Here is a 24286-nt window from a genome sequence, read left to right as displayed (position 1 = left end):
GGGTCCCGCTTGTCACCGTCGCTGAGCGGGACCCCGGATCAAGTCCGGGGTGACGAAGAAACAAAATCGATCACCCTATCGCGACCGCGCCGTCTCCGCCCTCCGATGGTCGCGGCGCGCCTTGAGCAAATCGTGGCGCGACAATATGCCCAGCACCTTGCGCGTCGCCGGATCGACGATCGGAATGCGCCCCACCCCGGTTTCGACGATCATGTCGGCGATCTGCCCGATCGGCGCGTCGGCGTGGGCGACCGGCTGCGCGGCGTCGGAGACGAGGTCGGCGAGGGTGCGGTCGGACGGCATGTCGGCCACGCGCCATTCGAGCACGTCGCTGCGCGACACCAGGCCAAGCAGCCGTCCCTGGTCATCGACCACCGGATAGCTGCGATGTTCGGCGCTTTCGGCGAAGAAGTCGAGGACGTCGCCCGCCGCCATCGTTCCGGGCAGCGTCGCGGGCTGCGGCGTCATCAAGTCGCGCGCCTGCACCAGATCCATCGGGTCGACGACATATTCCTGCCGGATATGCCGCCCGCGCCGCGCGATCTTCTCGGTGAGGATCGAGCGCTGCATCAGGAGCACGCTGACCGCATAGGCGCCGCACGCGGCCGCGATGGTCAGCGGCAGCGCGCCGTACATGCCCGTCACCTCGACCGCGAACAGCGCGCCGGTCAGCGGCGCGCGCATCGCGCCGCTCAGGATTCCGGCCATGCCGACCAGCGCCCAGACGCCCGGATTGCCGAGCCACATATGCCCCGCGAGCGCCCCCGCCGCACCGCCGAGGATCAGCAGCGGCGCGAGGATGCCGCCCGACGTCCCCGATCCCAGTGCGAAGAGCCACACCACCGCCTTGACCACCAGCAGCGCGACGACGACGCGCATCGCGAGCGTTCCGTCGAGCAGCGCCTGGATACTGCCATAGCCGGCGCCGAGGACATGCGCGTCGATCAGCCCGCCCAGCCCGACCACCACCGCGCCGATCGCGGGCCACCACATCCAGTGGACCGGCAGGCGATGAAAGCCGTCCTCGATCCGGTAAAGCAGCACCGACAGCAGCGCCGCCTCCAGCCCGACGGCGATGCCGAGGATCGCCGCGACCGGCAGCGCCGATCCGGCGGGCGGCAGCGATGCGGCGAGCGGGAACATCGGCTCGCTGCCGATCAGCAGCGGGCGGACGCCCATCGCGACGAGCACAGCGACGACGACGGGGACGAAGCTGCGCGGCTTCCATTCGAACAGCAACACCTCCAGCGCCAGCAGGATCGCCGCGAGCGGGGTGCCGAAGATCGCGGTCATCCCCGCCCCGGCGCCCGCCACCAGCAGCGTCTTGCGCTCGGCGGCGCTGAGGCGGAAGCGCTGCGCGAACAGCGAGCCGATCGCACCGCCGGTCATGATGATCGGCCCCTCCGCGCCGAACGGCCCGCCGCTGCCGATCGAGATCGCCGCCGAGATCGGTTTCAGCACCGCGACCTTCGGCGACAGGCGGCTCTGGCCATAAAGGATCGCCTCGATCGCTTCGGGAATGCCGTGGCCGCGGATCTTGTCCGAGCCAAAGCGCGCCATCACCCCGATCATCAGCGCCCCGATCACCGGAATGACGACGATGAACAGGCCGACCGACGCGTCGGTGATCGCGGTTGCGGCGAAGGAGAAGCGGCCGAACCAGAAAAGGTTGGTTGCGAGCGCGATCGATTTGAGCAGCACCCAGGCACCGCCCGCAGCGCCCGCCCCGATCGCGAGCGCCAGCCCCGCGAGCAGCAGCATCCGCCGGTCGGCGCTGTGATCCGCGAGTTTATAGGCGGCGGAGGGGGGTGCGGGCATGTCGATTCCAAAGCTGGTTGCGGGAGCATGGTGACTTCGCTCGACACGAATGGACCGAGATATCAGTCCAAAATCACCATATCCTATGAATGCCGGCGCCATTATATCGCAATACGATATAATTCAATGGAGCTTCGCCAATGGTCGACCCGACCGCCCCGCTGACCGATCCCGATTATGCCGCGCTTGCCGAGTTCCGCCACGCGCTGCGGCAATTCCATGCCTTCAGCGAGGCGCGCGCGATCGAACAGGGACTGACCCCGCAGCAGCATCAGGCGCTGCTCGCGATTCGCGGCGCCGGGCCGGATCTGCCGACGATCGGTGACGTCGCGCGGCGGCTGATGCTCAAACCGCACAGCGCGACGGGGCTGGTGGGCCGCTTGGCCGATCAGGGCTGGATCGAACGGATCGCCGCGACCGACGACCGGCGCCGCGCGCGGCTGCGGCTGACCGGCAAGGCGCGCGACGCGCTGGCGGCGCTGTCGGCGGCGCATCGGGACGAAATCCGGCGAATGCGCCCAATGCTGGAAACCATGCTCGCGGCGATCGGATAAGGCGGGGGAAAACCCCAGTCAGGCGGCGCCGCGCACCGGCGTCGGCGGCAGGTCGCCGAGCGCGACGCGGACGCGGTTCCGCCCGCCCGCCTTCGCGCGGTAGAGCGCGGTGTCGGCGCGGTGGAACAGGCCGGGCAAGGCCTCCGCCGGCAGCAATTGCGCGACGCCGAAGGAAGCGCTGAACCGGCGATCGACGCCGAGCACCGGCAGTTCCGCCGCGGCGAAGGCCGCGCGCACCGCCTCGGCATAGAGCCGGCCGTCGGACAATAAGGCGCCGGGCAGCAGGACGGCGAACTCTTCTCCCCCGACGCGGCCGACGATGGCGCCGGGCGGCGCGGCCTCGGCCAGCATCGCGGCGAAATGCGCGATCACGCCGTCGCCCGCCGCATGGCCGAAACTGTCGTTGATCTGCTTGAAATGATCGAGGTCGGCGGCGATCAGCACCGCCTTGCCCCGATCATCGTCCCCGCCATTGCCCCCACTCTCGCCGGCCCGCGTGAGCGCGGCTTCGGTATGACGTTCGAAGCCACGCCGGTTCAGAACGCCCGACAGCGGATCGGTTTCGGAACGGGCGATCATCTCGGCCGTCGTGTCGCGCATCATCACCAACAGCATGACGAGTCCGGTCGCGATCAGCACCACCACGCTGCCGCTTTGCGAGATCGCAGCATAGGTCGTCGCCATATAATCCTGCGGGGTGCGCGCTGTCCCCACCAGCATGGCGAACAGCGGCTTGAGCAGATAAATCACCGCCGCGACCGCCTGCAGCGCGACCAGCAGAAGGTCGAGCGGCTGCCGGCAGCCCGAGCGCCAGATCATGATACCGAACAGCGCCTGCATGGCGAAATAGGGAAGCTGATAGAGCGCCCGCCACAACAGCGAACCATAGGTCATGCTGAAAATGACCGGCACCAGCAGGATCGTGACGATCCAGATCGCCGTCATCGCGGTCCACGGCGGCCGAACGCGATAGTGGCGCGCGACCCCGATCAGCGCGAAGCTGAGCGCCGACAGAAAGACGAGGAAGATGCAGATGCCGACCGGCACCGGATCGGCCTGTTGCCGGAGCAGAAACTCCAGCCCGGCATTGACGATTCCCATGCCGCAGCCGAGCGCCAGCCACCGCGCGCCGCGCGCGCTCCGGTTCGTTGCCGCGACAACGGCGAAAGCCACGGCAAAGATGCCCGCAACGGCCATATTGATGCCAAGCACGAAGGCAGCAGTCATCGATCCACTCATCATTGCTCCGGCGCGGCGAGGGTCAGGACCCGTTCAATAGGCGTTCGAGGCGTCGAAATGGCGAAGGTATCGGGTTCGGGTGGGTGCAGCGGGTAGCATCGCTACCCGCAAGGCCGCGCGGACCCGAGATCGAAGCCATTTCGGCGTCCCTTCGCGATTTGATCGATTTTGCCCATGGCTTCGTCGGCAAGTCTTGAAATATCGACATATTCCTACGCCTTGCCTCCTCGCCCTGAGCAAAATCGCTTCAAACCTCGAACGCCTATTGAACGGGTCCTGACCCTATCGGAACGGCCACGAACTTTTGGTTAACGGCGTCGATCGGCAGAGGATTCGCAAGGGGGGGATTAAGGGCGCGGGCGCGCGGCATCAGTGACTTACGGTATCGCGGCAACAAAATGCCGGGCGGGGGTGCAAAAGCCTCTCGCCGCCCGCTATAGCCACGCCATGACCACCCTCACCGCAAGCGAAAGCGCGACCCTCGAACGCGCCGCCGATGCCCCGATGCTGGCGCAGGTCGAGCAATGGGCGGCGGTGAACAGCGGCACCGGCAATCTGGCCGGGCTGGGGACCGTCGCGGGCCTGCTTGCCGACGCCTTCGCGGTCTTGCCCGGCGCGGTGCGGCTCGTCGCACCCGACCCGGTCGAGAGCGTCGATGCCGCCGGGACCGTCCGGACGACCCAGCGCGGCGATCATCTTCACCTCCGCGTCCGGCCCGAGGCGCCGGTGCAACTGCTGCTCACCGGCCATATGGACACGGTGTTCGCCGCCGATCACCCCTTCCAGTCGCTGCAATGGCTGGAGCCCGGCGTGCTGAACGGCCCCGGCACCGCCGACATGAAGGGCGGTATCGCGGTGATCCTCGCGGCGCTGAGCGCGCTCGAAGCCTCGCCGCTCGCGGCGCGCGTCGGCTATGACGTGATGATCAACAGCGACGAGGAGACCGGCAGCCACGCCTCAGCAGCGCTGATCGCCGAGCTGGCAAGAGGCAAGACCGCGGCGCTGACATACGAACCCGCGCTTCCCGACGGCACGCTCGCGGGTGCGCGGCCGGGAAGCGGCAATTTTTCGGTGCTGATCCACGGCCGTTCGGCGCACGCCGGGCGCAATCCCGACGAGGGACGCAACGCGCTCGTCGCCGCCGCCGACCTCGCGCTGCGGCTGAACGCACTGAAATCCGCGGACCTCAAGGTCAATCCGGCCAAGATCGACGGTGGCGGGCCGAACAATGTCGTTCCCGATCAGGCGATCCTCCGCGTCAACATGCGCCCGATGACCCCCGATGCCATGGCCGCCGCCGAAGCGGCGCTACGCGATGCGATCGCCGCCATCTCGCGCGACCATGACGTGCATTGCCACCTCCACGGCAATTTCAACCGCCCGCCCAAACCGCTCGATCCCGCCGCGACGCGCCTCTTCGAATTGGTACGCGACTGCGGCGCGACGCTCGGCCTGACGATCGGCTGGAACGCGACCGGCGGCGTCTGCGACGGCAATAACATCGCGGCGTGCGGGGTGCCCGTCGTCGACACCATGGGTCCGCGCGGCGGCGCCATCCATTCGTCGGACGAATTTCTGATCGTCGACAGCCTCGCCGAACGGGCGCGGCTGTCGGCGCTCACCTTGTTGAAAATAGCGGAACGGGGGACTGTGTGACCTATGTGATCCGGGCGGCCAAACCGGGCGATCTCCAAAGCATCTACGAAATGGCGAAGCTGACCGGCGGCGGCTTTACCAACCTGCCCCCCGACCGGCAGGCGCTGCGCGCCAAGCTCGAGCGCGCCGAGGCCGGTTTTGCGTCGGACAAGGACCAGCCCGGCGACGACCTTTATCTGATGGTGCTCGAGGACATGGACAACGGCGAGGTGCGCGGCACCTGCCAGATCTTCGGGCAGGTCGGCCAGCGCTGGCCATTCTATTCCTATCGCATCGGCACCGACAGCAAGCATAGCGAGCAACTCGACCGGACCTTCCACGCGCAGGTGCTGATGCTCAGCAACGACCTTAACGGCGCGAGCGAGGTCGGCGGGCTGTTCCTTCACCCCGCGGCGCGCGCCGGCGGGCTCGGGCTGCTGCTCGCGCGCTCGCGCTATCTGTTCATCGCGCGCCACCGCGCGCGCTTCGCCGACCGCATCCTCGCCGAGCTGCGCGGCGTGATCGACGAAGCGGGCGGCTCGCCCTTCTGGGACGGGGTCGCGGGCAAATTCTTCGGGATGAATTTCCAGGAGGCCGATCAGTTCAACGCGGTGCACGGCAACCAGTTTATCGCCGACCTGATGCCCAAGCATCCCGTCTATATCGCGATGCTCCCCGAAACCGCGCGCGCGGTGATCGGCGTTCCGCATCCGACGGGCCGCGCCGCGATGCGGATGCTGGAGAATGAGGGCTTCGCCTTCGAAAATTATATCGACATCTTCGACGGCGGTCCGACGATGACCGCGCGCACCGATCAGGTCGCGAGCATCCGCGATGCGAAGCATGTCGCGGTGACGGCGATCGGCGATGGTGGAGACGGGGGCGTCGCGGACGCCCTGATCGCCACCGGCCAGCTCGCCGATTTCCGCTGCTGCTTCGGACGCATGGGCGCCGACGGCACGATCGACGCCGAGGCAGCGCGGATATTGGGTGTCGGGGTCGGTGACGCGATAAGCTGGATCGAGCGCTGACATGCTCACCGAAATCAATTTCGACGGGATCATCGGCCCGACCCACAATTATGCCGGCCTCAGCCGCGGCAATATCGCCTCGGCGAGCAACGCCGGCGACGTGTCGCAGCCGCGCGCCGCGGCGCTGCAGGGCATCGAGAAGATGCGCCACAATATCGCGCTCGGCCTGCCGCAGGGCTTCTTCATGCCGCTGGATCGTCCCGACGCGCCGTGGCTCGAAACCCTCGGCACGACGCTCGACGGCGCGGAAGCGCATCTCCGTGCGCAGGCCTGGTCGGCCTCGTCGATGTGGGCGGCGAACGCCGCGACCGTCTCCCCCGCCCCCGACAGCTCCGACGGCAAATGTCATCTGACCGTGGCCAACCTCGTCACCATGCCGCATCGCAGCCACGAATGGCCGGGAACGCTCGCGCAGCTTCGCCTCGCCTTCGCCGATCCGGCGTTCGTCGTGCACGGCCCCATCCCCGCCCCCTTCGGCGACGAAGGCGCGGCGAACCATATGCGACTCTGCGCCGGACACGGATCGCCGGGGGTCGAGATTTTCGTCTATGGCGTCGGCGGCGGCCGCTTTCCGGCACGCCAGCATCTCGACGCGTCGAAAGCGATCGCGCGCAAGCATCGGCTCGACCCCGCGCGCACGCTCTTCATCCGCCAGTCGGACACCGCGATCCAGGGCGGTGCTTTCCACAACGACGTCGTCGCGGTCGCGAACGAGCGGGTGCTGTTCACCCACGAGACCGCGTTCGAGGACCGCGAAGGCGCGCACGCGCAAATCCGCGCCGCCTTTCCCGAGGTCGAGATCGTCGAGGTGCCCGCGAGCGCGGTCAGCCTGCCCGAGGCGATCAAATCCTATCTGTTCAATGCGCAGCTCGTCAGCCTGCCCGATAACGGTGGCATGGGGCTGGTGCTGCCGACCGAGGCGCGCGAAATCAAGCCGGTCTGGGACTGGCTTGAGGCGCATGTCGCGGGCAACGGGCCGATCCGCCGCCTGCTGCCTGTCGACGTCCGCCAGTCGATGGCGAACGGCGGCGGTCCTGCCTGCCTGCGCCTGCGCGTCGTCGCCGATCCGGCGCGCGTCGATCCGCGCTTCCTCGCCGACGCGGCCAAGCTCGATCGCATCGCCGAGGTGGTGACGACGCGTTGGCCCGAGGCGATCGCGCCCGGCGACCTCGCATCGGCGGCGCTCGTCGCCGACGTGCGGCAGGCGCGCGCGGCGCTGCTGGATGCGCTCGGTCTTGGCGAACTGAACTGACCGCCGGGTGAAAATCCGCGAGCTGATCGATACCGCCGCGATCCCGGGCGGCGAGACGCTGCGCCTGTTCCGGCGCGGCGGCGACCATATCATCGCGATCGGCGGCAACGAGCTGATGAGCAGCCGGATGAGCGGTTCGGAGGAAGCGCTCGCGGTGATGAGCTGCGAACGGTTGCGCGATCCCGATACCGCGCATCTGCTGATCGGCGGCTATGGCATGGGCTTCACGCTGCGCGCCGCGCTGGCGATGCTGGGCCCGAAAGCGAAGGTCACCGTCGCCGAACTGGTCCCCGCGATCGTCGACTGGGCGCGCGGGCCGATGGCGGAGCTGGCGGCGGGGTGCCTCGATGATCCGCGCGTCGAGTTGGTCATCCAGGATGTCGGCGCGGCGATCGCGGCAGCGTCCGGCCGCTACGACGCAATCCTGCTCGACGTCGACAACGGCCCCGACGGGCTGACGCACCCCGCGAACGACCGCCTTTATTCGCCCGCAGGTCTGGCGAAGGCAAAGGCGGCGCTGCGGCCGGGCGGACTATTGGCGATCTGGTCGGCCGCCCCCGACGCACGCTTCGCGAAGCGCCTCACGGCGGCGGGCTTTCGGGTCGAGGAGGTCGGTGTCCGCGCCCGCGCGAGCGGCAAGGGGGCGCGGCACGTCATCTGGTTCGCGCGGGCAGGATAGACCTTACAGCGGCAATTCGGTCGTCGCCTTGATCTCTGACAGCGCGACGGTCGAGTTGATCTCCTGAATGCCCGGCAATTTGCTGAGCTGGTCGAAGAAGAAACGCTCATAGGCGTCGATGTCCTTCGCGACGATGCGCAGCATGAAATCGGTCGTGCCCATCAGCACATAGGCATCGAGCACTTCGGGAAAGCCGCGGATCGCCGCGCTGAATTCGTCGAGATTGGCGCGGCCGTGGGCGTTGAGCTTCACCTGCGCGAAGACATGCGCGTTGAGCCCGACGCGGCGCCGGTCGATCAGCGCGACACGCTTGCGGATGAAGCCCTCGCGCTCGAGCCGGTCGATGCGGCGCCAGCAGGGTGACACCGACAGGCCGACGCGCTCGGCGATCTCGGCGGTCGTCTGGCTCGCGTCACGCTGCATCTCGCGGAGGATTTTTATCTCGAACGGATCAAGATCGGTCATTCATTTCCTATATGACAAATATTTAGGAATAAACATCCCATATTTTGCCAGTCCGCCCCGAAAAGCGACCGAGATTACCCGCAGCACCCATGCCATCTTCCGCGCCTCATCAAAGGAGAGATTCATGGTTGCCCGCCCCGCCCGCCTGACCCCGCCGGTCGAATGCGTCCGCCTGCACGATGCCGAGAGCGGGCTCGACGGCGTGATTGCGATCCATTCGACGACGCTCGGCCCCGGCGCCGGCGGCTGCCGCTTCTGGACCTATGCCGGTATCGACGAAGCGCTCGCCGACGCGCTGCGCCTCGCCGAGGGCATGAGCTACAAGAATGCCCTCGCCGGCCTGCCGCTGGGCGGCGCCAAGGCGGTGCTGCGCAAACCCGCGGGCGATTTCGACCGCGCCAAGCTGTTCCGCGCCTTCGGCCGCGCGGTCGAGCAGCTCGGCGGCCTCTATGTAACCGCCGAGGATGTCGGGACGTCGGTCGCCGACATGCAGGAAGTCGCCGGCACGACGCGCCACGTCGCGGGCCTCCCGCCCGCCGCTGGCCGCGCCGGGGGCGATCCGTCGCCGTGGACCGCGCGCGGAGTCTTCGAATCGATGCGCGCGGCGGCGCGTTTCGCGCTCGACACCGACCTCGCCGGGCTGACGGTCGCGGTGCAGGGAACGGGGAATGTCGGCGCCGACCTGTGCCGCCGCCTGTCCGATGCGGGCGCGCGGCTGGTGATCGCCGATCCGAACCCGGCGCGCCGCGACCGGCTCGCCGCAATCCTGGGCGCCAAGGTCGTCGACGTCGATGCGATCGCGTCGGTGCAGGCCGAAATCTTCGCGCCCTGCGCGCTCGGCGGCGTGCTCAATCGCGACAGCGTCCGCGCGATGAAGGCGAAGCTCGTCTGCGGCGCGGCGAACAACCAGCTCGCCGCGCCCGAAGTCGGCGACATGCTGCGCGACCGCGGCATCGCCTATGCGCCCGACTATGTCGTCAACGCGGGCGGGATCATCAGCGTATCGGCCGAATATCTGGGCGAGGACGAAAGCGACGTCGAAGCCCGCGTGGGACAGATCGCGCCGCGCGTCGCCGCGCTGCTCGACCGCGCCGTGCGCGAGGGCCGCTCGCCCGCGGCGGTCGCCGACGAAATGGCCGAAGAGGTCATCGCGGGCGCCGAGCGGGTCGCGGCCTGATGCATCGGTTTCGGATCGACGCGCTTCCCGATCCGCAATCGCTTCCGCGCATCGCGGGCGTCTTCGCGCAGCGGGCGATCGTGCCGTCGGTGATGCGGATGGAGGCAGGCAGCGGGTGCCTGCAAATCGAGGTAGCCGTCGCCGGTCTCGACGACACCCGCGCCGCCGTCATCGCCGCCAAGCTGGGCGAGACGGTCGCGGTCGTCACAATAGAGCTGTGCACGGAAGACGATATTCGTCATTCCGGCGAAGGCCGGAATCTCGCCGCAGCCGCTTGAAACACGGTGAGTCATCGGCCTTTCGGCGGATGAGAGTTATTTCCCTTGCGCCGCGAGGACGCGGAGGATGTTGCCGCTCCACATCTTCTCGATGTCGGCGTCCGAATAGCCCGCCGCCTTCAGCCGCTCGGTGACCTTGGGGAGCGCGGTGATGTCCTCGATGCCTTTGAGGCCGCCGCCGCCGTCCCAGTCGGCGCCGAAGCAGATATGATCGACGCCGCCGACCTCGATCGCGCGCAGCACCATCTTCATATAATCCTCGAAGTCCGCCGCCCACATCGTTTCGGTCTTGTCGAGTTCGCGCCATTGGCGGGTGAGGTCGGCCTGCGCTGCGGGGCTCAACTCGCCGATCCGCTCATAGTCGGCGAACAGCTTCGCGCGCGCGGGCGACAGGATCATCTCCGACATATAGATGGTCGAGATGCACATCGCGCCGCCCTTCGCCGCGAGCGCCTTCAGCCGCCCCTCATCGAGGTTGCGCGGGTGATTATGCGCCGAGCGCAGGCTCGAGTGCGAGAGGAGGATCGGATATTTCGACAGCGCGAGAAGCTGGTCGAAGGTCGCGTCGGACGAATGGCTCGCGTCGATGACGATGCCGAGCCGGTTCATCTCCGCGACCCATTGCTTGCCGAGCGGGCTGAGACCGTTCCAGCGCGGCTTGTCGGTCGCGCTGTCGGCGAACTGGTTGTTCGCCCCGTGCACCGGCCCCGCGAGCCGAACGCCCTTGTCGTAGAACTCCTTGAGCAGCGACAGATCCTCGCCCAGCGGATAGCTGTTCTCGATCGACTTGAAGGCGACGAGCTTGCCTTCCTTGTTCAGCCGTCGCGCATCGTCGGCGGTGCGCGCGGCACCGATCGCACCGCTATTGTCGGCGATCATCTTGTCGATCGCATCCGACCGCTTGCGGGCATGGGCGAGCGCCGCCGCATAGCCTGCGGCGGTCAGCGGTCCCTGATCGGTGTAGATCGCGAAGAAGCCGCCATCGAGATTGCCGTCCTTCATCCGCGGGATGTCGAGCTGCGACAGGTCGGTCGCGAGGTCGTGGCGATCGGCGAAATTCCACCCCTGCCGCTCGAAATGGAGCGGGGTGTCGAGGTGGGTGTCGAGCACGAGCATCCGGCTGTGCAGCGGCGCTTCGGACGGCTTCGGCTTGTCGCCGCCGCTCGAACAGGCGGCGAGCGCGGTCGCGGCGAGCAGAATGGCGATGCGTTTCATTTCTTGTCCTCCACGGGCTTCAGGTCGAGGTCCTGATAGTCCCAGCTGAAATCGGCGATCTGGCTGACCGCCTTCATCGTCACGCCAGTCACTTTGCCCTCGGCGTCGAGCGCGAAGGTCACATAGGCGGGCTCGATCGCCGGATCGTCGAAATCGGTAATGAAGCTGTCATATTGCCAATGCTTGAGCCGCCCTGCCATGCGCGGCGTCGAGGTGAAATCGATCGTCAGCCCCTTCGCCCCCGACCCGATCACCACATCGCCGTACCAGGGATCGCGGTAGCGCCCCGCATAGCCCGCGAGCGGCAGCGACGGCCCCGATTTGGCGGGCGACGCCTTCGCCTGCTTGAGATATTCGACCCCGCCCGCGAGCCGCGCCTGATACCAATCCTCCCATTTCCGGGTCCAGCCATAGTCGGGCTGGTCCAGATAATGGTCGAGCAGTTCGTAAGTCAGGCCGAGCAGCATGCCGCTGTCCTCGCTGTTCATCATGATCGCGAAGCCGACATTTTTGTCGGGGATCATCACGACCCGCGTGATCGATCCGAAGACGCCGCCGCCGTGCTGGATGATGCGGTGGCCGCGATAATCCTGCACCTGCCAGCCGAGCGCATAGGCCTGCTGCGTCGGCTGCGCGGGCTTCAGCGCGTCAGGCAGCGGGGTGATCGGCATCGGCGTCACCGGCGCCCACATTTCGGCCGCCTGCTTCTCGCTGAACAATCGCTTGCCGTCGGGGAGCGCGCCGTGCGCGAGCTGGATCTTGAGCCACGCCGCCATATCCTCGGCGCTGAGCGCGAGCCCGCCCGCGGGCGCGCCGTTGCGGCCGAGTTCGTCGCGCTCGTCGAGCACCTGCTGCGGCCCGATCCCGCGCAGCACGCCCGACAGGCGCGCGTGCGGCCAGCTCCGGTTGGGGATGCGGAAGCGATCCTCGCTGTCGCTCGTCGCATTCTTCATGCCGCCCGCGCGCAGCACGCGCTCGCGGATGAAATCCTCCCAGCGCTGCCCCGTGACCTCCTCGATGAGCTGCCCCGCGACGGCGTAGAGGATATTGTCATAGGCATAGGCCGAACGGAAACTCGTCCGGGGCTTGAGGAAAGCGACATGCTCGGCGGTCTGCTTGCGGGTGAGGTTGGTGCGCGGCACGAACATCAGGTCGCCCTGCCCCAGCCCTAGCCCGCTGCGATGGACGAGCAGGTCGCGGATCGTGATCTCGCGCGTCACCCACGGGTCGTACATGCGGAACCAGGGCATATGCTTGATGACCGGATCGTCCCACGCGATCCGGCCCTCGTCGACGAGCACCGCCAGCACCGCGGCGGTCATCGCCTTGCCGGTCGACCCGGTCTGGAAGATGGTCTCGCCGTCGATGGGCGCGCTCTCGCCGAGCTTGCGCACGCCCCAGCCGCGCGCGAGCGTGGTCTTGCCGTCCTCGACGATCGCGATCGACACGCCGGGCGCGCCGACCTTTTGCCGCAGCGCCTCGACGCTTTCGCCGATGTCGGCGGGCGGGTCGGCCCAGGCGGGCGCGGCAACGGACAGCAGCAGCGGCAGGGCGAGCAGACGAAGCACTTTCATGGCAGGGCCTCCAATGGGGGAGCGGACGAAGGGCGCAGCAGGCGCCAGGTGCCGAGCGTGAGCAGCGGCACGACGAAGACGGCGAGGAACAGCCAGGCAAGGAAGCGATATCCGCTCGCGATCAGGTCGACGAGGCCGATTTCGCCGGCGACGAACATGCAGCCGGTAAGGATCGCCGCGCCGATCAGCGCCCGCGCCCCGGCGCCGAGCGCGGGGCGCCCACGGCTCTCGACAGCGCCCGAGATACGCTCGTTGATCGCGTGCACCGCGCCCGCGCCGCTTTCGAGCAGCGCCGCGAGGATCATCACCTGAAACAGGATGTGAAAGCCCGGCACGTTCATCTGGCGAAGCAGGAAATCGGACGGCAGCGTCTCGGCGCCGATCGCGGGATAGAAGGCCATCATCGCGACGAAGAAGAGCACCGCGGGCAGCATCGACAGCGGCCCCGCGATCAGCCCCGCGACCACCGCGTCGCGCTGGCTGGTCAGGTGCCGAAGCACCGGCAGGATCACCACCGCGCCGACGATATTATAGCTCGCATAGGTGACGCCCCCCGCCATCCAGTCGCCCGAAGGCGGCGGCGCGGCGGCGAACCCCTCCGCAATCGGCCCGCCGAAGCGCGCGAGCGCGAGGATCAGGAACAGCGCATAGACGGTGTAGAGGAGGATCGAGACATATTTGAACATCTGCTCGACGACGCCGGTCCCGCGCGCGGTCACCGCGACGATCAGGACGGCGAGCAGCAGCGCGCCCGCCCATTCGGGCCAGCCGAAGGTCGCAGCGCCGATCGCCGCCGCCGCCGCGCCGAACACCGCGAGGATCAGGATGACGAAGATGATATACGCCGCCTCGAACGCGATCCAGCCGGGGCCGAGCAGCCCCTTGAAGAAGGCGCGATAGTCATAAGCGCCGAGCTGGCGCGCGAGCGCGAAGGTCAGCGCGGCGACGAGGCTCCAGATGCCGGTCGCGAGCAGCATCGCGGCAAGCCCGCCCCACGGCCCCGAGGGCACGAAATATTCGGCGAGCTCGCGGCCGGTCGCATAGCCGCCGCCGATGATCACGGCCTTCAGCGCGAAGCCGGGGAGCAGGAAGCGCTGGAACCGGCTGGGGTTCGCCGCGCCGGCCGTCATGCGAGGATGGCATCCACGAGCGCGTCGAACCCCGCGCCGCCGCGGATCGGATCGGCGACCGGCAGCCCGAGCCGCGCGCGCTCGGCCGCCATCAGCGCCTCGGCGCCGTCGGCGTCGAAGCTCGCGGTATTGAGGCAGACCCCGCCGCAGCGGATCGCCGGGTTCGTCCGGCTGCCGAGGCGGATCGTCAGGTCGATCACCTCCTCGATCGTCGGCAGCGCGAAACTCTCCATCCCCAGGATCACCTTGCGCGTCGGATCATGGCAGACGACGAAGACGTCTGGCTGGCTGCCATGAAGCAGGCCGAGCGACACCGCGGCATAGGCGGGATTGAAGATCGACCCCTGCCCCTCGATCAGGTCCCAATGGTCCGCCGCCGCGTCGGGGCTCAGCATCTCCGCCGCGCCCGCCTCGAAATCCGAGACCACGGCGTCCATCGGCATCCCGCCGCCCGCAATCATGATGCCGGTCTGGCCGGTCGCGCGGAAATCGGCGGCGATCCCGCGTTCGAGGAAAGCGCGGTGCAGCGCGAGCGCGGTATATTTCTTCCCCAGCGCGCAGTCGGTGCCGACCGTCAGCAACCTCTTGCCGCTGCGTTTCCGCCCATTGCCGACCGGGATCGATGGCGGCGGGGTGCGGACGTCGATCAGCCGCCGTCCGGTGCGCCGCGCCGCCTCGGCCAGCGCGGGCACGCTCGCGAGGCGAGCGTGGAGCCCGCTGACGATGTCAAGTCCCGCCTCCATCGCCTCGACGAGCGCTGCGATCCAGCTTTCGCCGATCACCCCGCCCTGGTTGGCGACCCCGATCACCAGCGACCGCGCTCCCGCCGCCCGCGCTTCGGCGGGCGCCATCGGCGGCAGGCCGGTGGTGACGGTGCAGCCCGCGACCGACCATTCGCCGACGCAGCGGTCGGCCGCCCAGTCGGCCAGCCCGAAGGCGGTCTTGGCATAGCCGGCCTCGACCGTATCGCCGAGGAAGAGGAGATAGGGCTGCGGCAGGGCGGGAACGCCCTCCGGCCCGGAAGACATCGATAGCTCGATCTTCGGAATGGACATATCTAGAATCCGGCCCCCAGCGTCACACCTACGGTCCGTGGCCGGATGACGCCGGTGGTGATCGCACCATTCGGTGCGACGGGCAAGCCGCCGCCCGTGCCGACATCGGTGATGCCGCGGCTGTTACCCAGATTTTTCGCAAAGACTTCGACCGAGAAACGCCCGAAATCGACGCCTGCGCGCAGGTCGATCACTTCGTAGGAAGGGACGACGGGCCGATCAAGACCATATAGCGCCCCAAAACCAGCGTCGAAATTGGCGCGCTGCTTCGAGAGTGATCGCAGCGACGCGCCGACGAAGGCCTCGCTGTCGGCGCCGAGGCTCCAGTTGTAATCGACATTGGCGTTGACGTTAAACTTCGGCGTGAACGGCAAGCGGTCGCCCGCGAGACCGCCGACGTTGGGATCGGTATCGGTCTTGAGCCGGGCGTTGGTATAAGCCCCGTTGAGCGAGAAGACGAAGCCACGCGTCGGCCTGAACGTGGCGGTCAATTCGAACCCGTCGCTCTTCGCTTTACCGCCATTCGCATTGAGGCCGAAATTGTTGATCACCGTGAATAGCTGAATGTCGGTCCAGTCGATATGAAAAGCAGCGGCATCGATCGAAAAGCTGCGATCGGCCGTCTCCGCCTTGATGCCGGCTTCGTAACTGATCAGCGAATCCGAACTATAGGTTCGCGGCGTGCCGGCCGGCACATTGGGTGGCAGCAGGTTGGGTCCGCCCGGGCGAAACCCCTTCGCGACCCGCGTGTAGAGCGCGATATTGCTCGACAGCTTGTATTTCGCCGAACCCGACCAGGTGAAAACATTCTCGGACGAGGTAGATTCGAGCGGCGGGGGCGCAAGCAGCCCGGTGCCGCCCTGGTCGGCGAACTGCTTGTTATGGCTGTAGCGCCCGCCCAGCGTGATATCGAAGCGCGGACCGATGTGGACCGTCGCGTTACCGAAGGCCGCATATTCCTTATAGGTCGAGGTGGTGAAGATGTCGGCGACGTCCGGCATCAACGGATCGACATTGAGCGTCCCCGGTTCGAAAAGATCGATCCGCTGGAAGATACCGCCCTTCTCGCGGGTGTAATAGCCGCCGACGAGCCATTCGAAGCTGTCGTCGACCGGCGACTGGAGCCGGATTTCCTGCGTCCACTTGGTGAGGTTGGTCATCTGGGCCAGACCAATGTCGCTTGGAACACCGAGCGCCGCGCCATAAGCGGTGGTCAGATCGTCACGAAGCGTGACGTCCTGGATGGCATAGCTGGTCGAGGATAGCAGTTCGGCGAATCCGAAATCCCAGTCAAGGGTGCCGTTGTAGAGGCGATATTTGACCTTGGTGAACTCTGGCACATATTGCGATTTGGTCAGGCCGCCGTAAAGCGGGCTGAGCGTTGCCGGATCGGCATCGATCGTGCTTCCGCTATCGCTGTCGAAATCCTGCAGCAGCGCCGTCAGCCGGATCGAGAAGCGTTCGCTGGGCGCGATCAATGCGGAGATACGGCCACCGTAGCTCTTCGATCCGTTGATATTCTTTTCGACATCGGACCCGGCCGTCCCGACCGAGTCGATGTATCCGCCATAGGATCGATAGAAACCCGATGCGCGTAGCGCCGCCTTGTCGGAGAGCGGCAGGTTGATCAGCGCCTGCCCCATATAGGACATGGCGCCGCCGTCGGTGGTTTCGGCCGTCCCCCTGACCCGCGCCTCGAAGGCGCCGGGATCGGGCCGGTTGGTCACGAATTTGAGAACCCCGCCCAGCGAGCTCGCTCCGTACAATGTGCCTTGCGGTCCGCGAAGCACTTCGACGCGATCGACGTCGAAGGTATCGAACTCACCCGCCAGGATCGCACCGTTGTTCTGGCCGCTCGACGAACCGAAAGGCGTCTCGTCAATATAGGTCGATACGGTCGAGGCAACGCCGCCGGTGTTGACGCCGCGCAGCACCAGGCGCCCCTCGCCGGCATTGCTCTGTTCGAGCTGCAACCCGGGAACGAGCTTTGCGAAATCCTGAAAGGTCACCGCCTGCTGCTTCTCGAGCGTAGCGCCGCTCACCACCGATACCGATTGCGGCACGTCGATCAGCGCCTGCTCGCGCTTTTGCGCGGTAACGACGATTTCGGCCTCGTCGCGCTCCTGAGCCTGCGCCGGCAGGCTGATGACCAGGGCGATGATGCTGCCGGCGACCAGAAAATCTTGTTTCATGACGTGCCCCCAATTTTTCCGCTGAGCGCCGGGCTCTGCAAAGCGAGTCCCATGCTTCAAAAATTGCCGATGGAGTATTTATTGTCCTAATCAGAAAATTGTCAATCCGATTAGGACATACAACTTAATTCCCCCACACCGCGTCGGGACAGTCGATCATGCCGCCGCGATAGACGACGCCGGGGTCGCGGTCGCACGCAAGGAAGGTCGGCCCGTCGAGATCGACGATGTCGCAAAGCTGCCCGACGAGATAAGAGGGCGCCATCGACAGACTGGTGCCCATCATGTTGCCGACCATCACGTCGAGCCCGAGCCTTTTCGCCTGCCGCGCGATCGCGAGCCCCTCGGTCAGCCCGCCGCATTTATCGAGCTTGATATTGACGACGTCGAAGCGCCCGACGAGCGAGGCGGTATCGGCGAGCGACAGCGCGCTCTCGTCGGCGACGAAGGGCAAGGGTCGCTTGAGCCCGTCGAGATCGGCCTCGCGCCCGCGTTTCAACGGCTGTTCGAGCTGCGCGACGCGCGCCTCGACCAGCACCGGCAGCAGGTCGGCGAGCGTGCCGACATCATAGCCCTGGTTCGCATCGACGCCGATCCAGGCATCGGGGCGCGCGGCGCGGATCGCGGCGACGCGCGCGATATCGTCGCCGAGGTCGCCGGTCAGCTTGACCTTCACCGGCGCCTCCGGATCGATCGCGAGCGCGGCCTTCGCCATGATATCCGGGTCGTCGGCGCCGAGCGTCAGCGTCGAGCGCAGCGGCTGCGGCGCATTCAGCCCCGCCAGTTCCCACACCGGCCGCCCCTGCTGCTTCGCCTCGAGATCCCAGAAAGCGCAGTCGAGCGCGTTGCGCGCACCGCCGGGCGGCAACAAGGTCTGAAGGTCCGCGCGCGTCGCCCCCTGCTCGATCGCGCCGCGCACTGCGGCCGCTTCGGCGACCATATGGTCGATATCGTCGCCGAGATAATAGACCCCGGCCCCCTCGCCGCGCCCGGCGTGCGTCCCGTCCGAAAGCTCGGCGACGAGCAGCGCCGTCTCGGTAAAGACATGGCCCGCGATGCGGAACGGCTGGTGATAGGGAAAACGCTCGACCCGAAGGTCGAGCGTCAATCCGCGAAGGCCCTGCGCCGCCATCAATAGACCATCCCGAAGCCATAGAGATGGTAGGCGAGCGTCACCCAGACGAGGACCAGCCCGGCGAGGACGAGCAGCACCGCGCCGAGCTTCATCGTCCATTTGCGCTTGCCCTGGATGCTGAGCCACAGGTGCCAGGCGGCGGTCGCCAGCAGCCCGAAGGCAGCGAGCGGCGTCAGGACGCGCAGCAGCTGGATCAGCCAGTCGAGCGGCCCGCCGATGCTGCCGATATCGGCGGAGAAGGCCGCGATCAGGCCGAACCAGCCCGCGACCGCGGCCAGCGCCAGCCACGCGAAGACGCGCGACAGGCGATACGCGCGGAGCGGCTTGCCCTCGAGCGCGAAGCTCGCGCCGAAGCGGCGCCGCACCAGCGCGCGCACCGGCCAGGCGAGCGCGGCGAGCAGCGCGATGCCGAGCGCCGCGATCAGCGCGGGCATCAGCCACGCCGCATTGGTGCCGGCTGGCGCGGGATCGAAGACCATGAAGGGCGATCCGGCGTCGAGGCTCCAGCGCACGACCTTGCCGTCCTTGACGTCGGCGGCGAGGCGTTCGCCGGTGCCGGTGTCGCGCCAGACGAAGGGCTCGACCTCCACCCAGTCGCGCGCGCCGGCGCTGAGGCCGTCGAGCCCCGGCACGCTGATCTTGCCGTCCTCGGTCAGCGTCACCGTCGGCTGGCCGAGCAGGCCGAACAGACTCATGAAATTGGTGAACGATCCGCGGCTGGTGACATAATGCCCGACCATCATTTCGGCATGCTGCTTCGCGGTCTTCGCGTCGACCCGCCCCGTCGGCGCGGGGCCGGGCAGGTAGCGGTCGGCAAATTCATGGAACAGCGCGCTGCGCACCGCGCCCGCGCCGCCTTCCTTGCCCGGGCTGTTCATCGAGATGAAGACGCCGACGTCCGCGTCGGGGAACAGCCACAGATAGGAGTGGAACCAGACGGTGTCGCCGCCGTGCGCGATCGCGCGGTGGCCGTTGACCCATTGTTCGTAGAAGCCGAGCGCCATGCTGTTGAGCGGGCCGACGCCGGGCGCCTTGTAATCGTGCATCAGCTTCGCGGTTTCGGGCTTCAGCAGCCCCGCGCCGTCGTTCAGATGCGCGATCATGAACTTGCCCATGTCGGCGCCGCTCGCCGACAGGCTGCCCGCGGGCGCCGGAATCACCATTTCGAACGGCCGCGCCTTCTGCGTAATGTCGGGATAGCCGCTCGCCATATCGGGAACGAGCGCCTTCGGAAGCGGCTGGCGGAAGGTCGCATGCGCCATGCCGAGCGGCTTGAAGATATGATTGTCGATATAATCGTCAAAGGGCTCGCCGCTGACGCGCTCGACGATATAGCCCGCGAGCGCGGTCGCATAGTTCGAGTAAGCGGGCGTCGTTCCGGGCGCGAACACGCGCTCGGGCAGCGCAATCGGCAACAGCTTCTTGAGCGGCATCGCCGCCTTCGGATCGTTGCTGATCAGGTAGCGCACCGATTCCTCGAAACCTGCGGTGTGCGTCATGATGTTGCGCAGCGTGACCGGCTTGCCCTGGAAAGGCGGAATCTTGAAGTCGAGATAGGTGTTCACATCCTTGTCGAGGTCGAGCTTGCCCGCCTCGACCTGCTGCATCACTGCGGTCCAGGTGAAGAGCTTCGACACCGATCCCGGCCGGAACAGCGTGGTTTCCGCCGACACGGGCTTGTGCGTCGCGACGTCGGCATAGCCATAGCCCTTTTCGAGCACGACCCCGTCGCCGCGCACGACGACGACGACCGCCCCAGGAATGCGCGCGCGGTCGAGCGCATAGGGCAGGAAGCCGTCGAGAAAGGCTTCGAGATCGGTCGCGTTGAGCGTCGCCGCCTGCGTGGGTTTCGATGGCGGCAAGGGCGGTGCCTCGACCGTCCTGGCGGCGGGCGCGGGGACCGGGCCCTGCGCCGCGAGCGGAACCGCCGCGATCGCGGCAAGCCCGATCATGGCTTTATGGAGTAAACGCATCCTCTTCCCCTCTTTGTCAGGCGGGTCTGCTGACCCTTGCGGCAAGCCGCGCGACCCCTTACCAAGGGACGGCACCTCTTGACCCAATGGGGACATAATGATCCTGATTAGAAAATTGTCAAATATGGAATGGAAGAACTGATGGCGGACCGTCCCAGCCCACCGACGCTCGGCGCGGTGATGCGCGGCATCCGCTCGCGAAACGGCTGGACGCTCAAGGAGATGAGCGCGAAGTCGGGGATTCCGGTATCGACGCTGTCGAAGGTCGAACACGACCGGCTGACGCTCAGCTATGACAAGCTCCAGCAGCTCAGCCAGCGGCTCCAGATTCGCATGTCGGACCTGTTCGCCGAGGACGAGGAAGAGAGCGCGCCGCGCGTCACCGGCCGCCGCAGCATCGGAACGATCGACCGGGCGGCGCGCGTCACGACCGACAATTACGATTATCATTATCTCTGCACCGACCTTCGCCAGAAGCGGATGATCCCGATCGTCACCCGCATCCGCGCGCACAGCGCGCGCGAGTTCGGCGATCTCGTCCGCCATCAGGGTGAGGAATTCATCTATGTCCTCGAAGGGCGGATCGAGGTTCACAGCGAATTCTATGACCCCGTCACGCTCGAGGTCGGCCAGGGCATCTACATCGATTCATCGATGGGTCACGCCTACGTCGTCGCCGAAGGCTGCGAGGAAGCGCTGGTGCTGGGGGTCTGTTCGAGCGCCGACGAGGGCCTCATGGATTCGCTGATGAGCCTGCACGGCTGAGATTTTCGGAAAAAGCACAGGAGAGACGCATGCCACCCGGTCGGACCTTCACCCTCGCGCTGGCGCTGCTCGCCGGCGCGGCGACCGCAGCGGCCGCCGAGCCCGCCTATGACGTCGTGATCCGCGGCGGCACACTTTACGACGGGTCGGGCCAGGCGCCGGTCGTCGGCGACGTGGCGATCAAGGGCGACCGCATCGTCGCGGTCGGCAAGGTCGCGGGCAAAGGCCGGACCGAAGTCGCGGCCAAGGGCATGGCGGTCGCGCCGGGCTTCATCAACATGCTGAGCTGGGCGACCGAATCGCTGATCGCCGACCCGCGCAGCCAGAGCGATATCCGGCAGGGCGTCACGCTGGAGGTGATGGGCGAAGGCTGGTCGATGGGACCGCTGAGCGCAACGATGAAGACGCTGGAAACCCGGCGTCAGGGCGACATCAAATATCCGATCGAATGGACCAGCCTCGGCGATTATTTCGCCTATCTGGAAAAGCGCGGCATCGCGACGAACATCGCGAGTTTCGTCGGCGCCGCGACGGTGCGCGTCCACGAACTGGGCGAAGGCGACGTCGACCCGAACCCCGAGCAGCTCGGCCGCATGAAACTGCTCGTCCGGCAGGCGATGAACGAGGGCGCGCTCGGCGTCGGCAGCTCGCTGATCTATGCGCCCGGCTCCTATGCCGAGACCCCCGAACTGGTCGCGCTGATGACCGAGGCTGGAAAATGCGGCGGCATGTATATCAGCCACATGCGCTCGGAGGGCGACCGGATCGGGGAAGCGGTCGACGAGCTGATCGAGATCGCGCGCCAATCGGGGGCGCCCGCCGAAATCTATCACCTCAAAATGGCGGGCCGCGGCAATTGGGACAAGCTCGACGCCATCGTGAAGAAGATCGAGGATGCCCGCGCCGAGGGGCTGCGGATCACCACCGACATGTACACCTATACCGCCGGTGCGACCGGGCTCGACGCCGCGATGCCGACCTGGGTGCAGGCGGGCGGGCTGGAAGCGTGGATCGAGCGGCTGAAAGACCCCGCGATCCGCGCGCGCGTCGCCGCCGAGATGCAGAAGCCCGGCAGCGACTGGGAAAATCTCTATCTCGGCGCGGGCGCCGACAAGATGATCCTTGCGGGCTTCAAGAATGACGCGCTCAAGCCGCTGACCGGCAAGACGCTCGCCGAAGTCGCGGCGATGCGCGGCAAGTCCCCTGAGGAAACCGCGATGGACCTGGTCGTGGAGGACGGCTCGCGCGTCGGCACCATCTATTTCCTGATGTCCGAGGACAATGTCCGCAAGCAGATCCAGCTGCCATGGATGAGCTTCGGCTCGGACGCCGAATCGCAGGCACCCGAGGGCGTGTTTCTGAAATCGAGCACGCATCCGCGCGCTTACGGCAATGTCGCGCGCCTGCTCGGCCGCTATGTCCGCGACGAGAAGCTGATCCCGCTCGAGGAAGCGGTGCGCCGCCTCACCTCGCTTCCCGCGACGAACCTCGGCCTTGCCGGGCGCGGGGCGCTGAAGCCCGGCTATTATGCCGATGTCGTGGTGTTCGATCCGGCGACGATCGCCGACCGCGCGACCTTCGAGCAACCGCAGCAATATGCGGTCGGGATGCGCGACGTCTATGTGAACGGCGTCGCGGTGCTCAAGGATGGCGAGCACAGCGGCGCGACCCCCGGGCGCGCGGTGCGCGGTCCGGCGTGGAATCATTGCCGCTGAGGACGCTCAGGCGAAGACCGCCGCCTTGTCCCGATTGGCGGCATAAGCGCGCTTCATCCGCGCGAAGTCGACGACCTGGCCGGTCATGATGTCGAGCTGCGCCGCGATCGCCTGATCGGCGAGCAGGCCGTCGGGATCGAAAAGCAGCTGGCTCGAATTGGCGGTCACCGCCATCGGCGTCGGCCAGCCGCGCAGGGCGTGGGTAATCGAGCGCAAGGTTGCGAGCGTGCTGCCCGCTGCCTGCCATCCGCCCGCGACCGCGATCAGCCCGACGGCGCGGCCGTCGAAATAGGGCTGCGCGTCGGCAACCAGATCCTGCGCATAGTCGAGGGCATTCTTCACCACCCCCGACACGGTGCCGTGATAGGCGGGCGACGCGACGATGACCCCGTCGGCGCCGCGAAGCGCCGCGACCAGCGCCCGCGCCTTGTCGCAGCGGTCGCTGAGATGCGGCGCATAGAGCGGAAGGTCGATCGCATCGCCCGCGAGCAGCAGGCTGTCGGCGCCCCGCGCCTCACAGCACGCGAGCGCATGGCGCAGCAGCCGCTCGGCCGAACCGCCGGCGGTCGCGTTGCCGCCGAGCGCGACGATGCGCGGGCGCGCGCCGGTCGTCTGCCCTGTCAACTGAAAGTGACCTGGCTGCCGCCGCGCAGGAAGGCGATCGCGTTGCGGCGCAGGTGGTTGGTGCCGGGATTGAGGATCGGCTCGGGCGAATATTGCGCCAGATAGACGCGGCGCATGTTCGGGGTCGAGTTCGATCCCGTCGCATGGAGCGCGAGGCTGGAGAAAGCGACGACGCTGCCCGCCGGGACTTCGAGCGTCACCCCCTCGCTGTCGCCGGTGTAGCCGACGAGGTCGTTGCTGCCCGGCTGACGGCTATGCGGGACGATGCCCTCGCGCGTTCCGGGCGCCTGCGAAAAAGGCAGGATGCGCACGGTGCCGTTCGCGACCGTCGTGTCGTCGAGCGTGCACCAGCAGGTGAGATAGGGCTTGTGATCGGCGGGGCCGCCGTTGCCGACGACATAACCCGAATCCTGATGCCAGCTGAACGGCATGCCTTCGCTGGCGCCCTTCACGACATATTGGTCGTAGAAGAAATAGGCGTCGTCGCCGAGCGTCGCGCGGCAGACGGCGGCCATCGTCTCGCTGAACAGCATCTTACGCAGGTCAGGCTCGCGGCGCTGGCATTCGCCGGCGAAATAGCGCTTGCCCTTGTGACTGATGCCGTCGACCTCGACCCCGAGCGCGTCGAGGCGGGCATCTTCGCGTTCGATCACGCGGCCGCATTCCTCGCGCAGCAGATCGAGCAGCGGGCCTTCGAGGATACGTTCGAAGACCGCATAGCCTTCGGCGGCATAGTGTTCGCGCTGGGCGGAGAAATCCATCTTCACTCTCCCGATCTTG

At 67.2% G+C, this 24286-nt stretch carries 21 protein-coding genes; 9 read left to right on the top strand and 12 right to left on the bottom strand.

All coding sequences use genetic code 11. The features are described from left to right. Positions 1–75: 75 nt before the first annotated feature. Complete coding sequence (locus OJI97_RS08735; protein WP_297662690.1) at positions 76–1818, bottom strand: chloride channel protein; 1743 nt, start codon at positions 1816–1818, stop codon at positions 76–78. A gap of 140 nt (positions 1819–1958) precedes the next feature. On the opposite strand from OJI97_RS08735, the gene OJI97_RS08730 reads away from it, so the two are divergent. After that, positions 1959–2372, top strand: a complete 414-nt coding sequence (locus OJI97_RS08730; protein ID WP_297662688.1) for a helix-turn-helix domain-containing protein — start codon at positions 1959–1961, stop codon at positions 2370–2372. A gap of 18 nt (positions 2373–2390) precedes the next feature. Here OJI97_RS08730 and OJI97_RS08725 read toward each other — a convergent pair whose 3' ends face one another. After that, complete coding sequence (locus OJI97_RS08725; RefSeq protein WP_297662686.1) at positions 2391–3545, bottom strand: GGDEF domain-containing protein; 1155 nt, start codon at positions 3543–3545, stop codon at positions 2391–2393. A gap of 513 nt (positions 3546–4058) precedes the next feature. Here OJI97_RS08725 and OJI97_RS08720 point away from each other — a divergent pair. Genes OJI97_RS08720 through OJI97_RS08705 form a run of 4 tightly spaced genes read left to right on the top strand, consistent with a single transcriptional unit; the run spans position 4059 to position 8208 of the window. Then, on the top strand, positions 4059–5267 hold the full coding sequence (locus tag OJI97_RS08720) for a hydrolase (protein WP_297662684.1): 1209 nt from the start codon (positions 4059–4061) through the stop codon (positions 5265–5267). Then, entirely contained in the window at positions 5264–6277 is a 1014-nt protein-coding gene (locus OJI97_RS08715) for an arginine N-succinyltransferase (protein WP_297662682.1), read from the top strand. Before OJI97_RS08720 ends, OJI97_RS08715 begins: the two co-directional genes overlap by 4 nt. A 1-nt stretch (position 6278) precedes the next feature. After that, the gene (locus tag OJI97_RS08710; protein ID WP_297662680.1) at positions 6279–7529 is read left to right on the top strand and encodes an N-succinylarginine dihydrolase; all 1251 of its coding nucleotides are present in this window, start codon (positions 6279–6281) and stop codon (positions 7527–7529) included. A gap of 7 nt (positions 7530–7536) precedes the next feature. Continuing rightward, positions 7537–8208, top strand: coding sequence for an MnmC family methyltransferase (locus OJI97_RS08705; protein ID WP_297662679.1), 672 nt, complete (start codon positions 7537–7539; stop codon positions 8206–8208). Between the two features lie 3 nt (positions 8209–8211). On the opposite strand, the gene OJI97_RS08700 is transcribed toward OJI97_RS08705, so the two are convergent. Next, positions 8212–8673: an Lrp/AsnC family transcriptional regulator gene (locus OJI97_RS08700; RefSeq protein ID WP_257548234.1), complete on the bottom strand. Its 462-nt coding sequence runs from the start codon at positions 8671–8673 to the stop codon at positions 8212–8214. 124 nt (positions 8674–8797) lie between these two features. Here OJI97_RS08700 and OJI97_RS08695 point away from each other — a divergent pair, with 124 nt between their 5' ends. Then, a complete protein-coding gene (locus OJI97_RS08695) occupies positions 8798–9850 on the top strand; it encodes a Glu/Leu/Phe/Val dehydrogenase dimerization domain-containing protein (protein WP_297662678.1) in 1053 nt (350 codons plus the stop codon). Continuing rightward, a complete protein-coding gene (locus OJI97_RS08690) occupies positions 9850–10128 on the top strand; it encodes a hypothetical protein (RefSeq protein WP_297662676.1) in 279 nt (92 codons plus the stop codon). The genes OJI97_RS08695 and OJI97_RS08690 overlap by 1 nt, the downstream gene beginning before the upstream one ends. A gap of 36 nt (positions 10129–10164) precedes the next feature. On the opposite strand, the gene OJI97_RS08685 is transcribed toward OJI97_RS08690, so the two are convergent. The 7 genes from OJI97_RS08685 to OJI97_RS08655 all read right to left on the bottom strand — a co-directional run bounded on the left by OJI97_RS08685 (position 10165) and on the right by OJI97_RS08655 (position 20381). Continuing rightward, a complete protein-coding gene (locus OJI97_RS08685; protein ID WP_297662674.1) occupies positions 10165–11343 on the bottom strand; it encodes a dipeptidase in 1179 nt (392 codons plus the stop codon). Beyond that, positions 11340–12917 carry a serine hydrolase gene (locus OJI97_RS08680; protein ID WP_297662672.1) on the bottom strand — a complete coding sequence of 526 codons (1578 nt, stop codon included), beginning with the start codon at positions 12915–12917 and terminating at the stop codon, positions 11340–11342. Before OJI97_RS08680 ends, OJI97_RS08685 begins: the two co-directional genes overlap by 4 nt. Further along, on the bottom strand, positions 12914–14047 hold the full coding sequence (locus OJI97_RS08675) for a hypothetical protein (protein WP_297662671.1): 1134 nt from the start codon (positions 14045–14047) through the stop codon (positions 12914–12916). Before OJI97_RS08675 ends, OJI97_RS08680 begins: the two co-directional genes overlap by 4 nt. Next, complete coding sequence (locus tag OJI97_RS08670) at positions 14044–15075, bottom strand: DUF1611 domain-containing protein (protein WP_297662670.1); 1032 nt, start codon at positions 15073–15075, stop codon at positions 14044–14046. The genes OJI97_RS08675 and OJI97_RS08670 overlap by 4 nt, the downstream gene beginning before the upstream one ends. Positions 15076–15104: 29 nt before the next feature. Then, a complete protein-coding gene (locus OJI97_RS08665) occupies positions 15105–17294 on the bottom strand; it encodes a TonB-dependent receptor (protein WP_297662669.1) in 2190 nt (729 codons plus the stop codon). A 124-nt stretch (positions 17295–17418) separates the two neighbouring features. Further along, the gene (locus OJI97_RS08660) at positions 17419–18426 is read right to left on the bottom strand and encodes a dipeptide epimerase (protein WP_297662668.1); all 1008 of its coding nucleotides are present in this window, start codon (positions 18424–18426) and stop codon (positions 17419–17421) included. Continuing rightward, on the bottom strand, positions 18426–20381 hold the full coding sequence (locus OJI97_RS08655) for a serine hydrolase (protein ID WP_297662666.1): 1956 nt from the start codon (positions 20379–20381) through the stop codon (positions 18426–18428). Before OJI97_RS08655 ends, OJI97_RS08660 begins: the two co-directional genes overlap by 1 nt. Before the next feature lie 162 nt (positions 20382–20543). On the opposite strand from OJI97_RS08655, the gene OJI97_RS08650 reads away from it, so the two are divergent. Next, the gene (locus OJI97_RS08650) at positions 20544–21167 is read left to right on the top strand and encodes an XRE family transcriptional regulator (RefSeq protein WP_297662664.1); all 624 of its coding nucleotides are present in this window, start codon (positions 20544–20546) and stop codon (positions 21165–21167) included. Positions 21168–21196: 29 nt separating this feature from the next. Further along, positions 21197–22882 carry an amidohydrolase family protein gene (locus OJI97_RS08645; protein WP_297662663.1) on the top strand — a complete coding sequence of 562 codons (1686 nt, stop codon included), beginning with the start codon at positions 21197–21199 and terminating at the stop codon, positions 22880–22882. 6 nt (positions 22883–22888) lie between these two features. Here OJI97_RS08645 and OJI97_RS08640 read toward each other — a convergent pair whose 3' ends face one another. Together OJI97_RS08640 and OJI97_RS08635 are read right to left on the bottom strand one after the other, a co-directional pair. Next, entirely contained in the window at positions 22889–23506 is a 618-nt protein-coding gene (locus OJI97_RS08640) for an NADPH-dependent FMN reductase (RefSeq protein ID WP_297662661.1), read from the bottom strand. Continuing rightward, positions 23503–24267 carry a phytanoyl-CoA dioxygenase family protein gene (locus OJI97_RS08635; protein ID WP_297662659.1) on the bottom strand — a complete coding sequence of 255 codons (765 nt, stop codon included), beginning with the start codon at positions 24265–24267 and terminating at the stop codon, positions 23503–23505. Before OJI97_RS08635 ends, OJI97_RS08640 begins: the two co-directional genes overlap by 4 nt. Positions 24268–24286 lie beyond the last annotated feature (19 nt).

Origin of the sequence: Sphingopyxis sp., from assembly GCF_025869345.1 — a bacterium.
In the GTDB taxonomy this organism is placed as follows: domain Bacteria; phylum Pseudomonadota; class Alphaproteobacteria; order Sphingomonadales; family Sphingomonadaceae; genus Sphingopyxis.
Note: the sequence above shows the minus strand (reverse complement) of the source record. Positions and strands in the feature narration are given on the sequence as shown.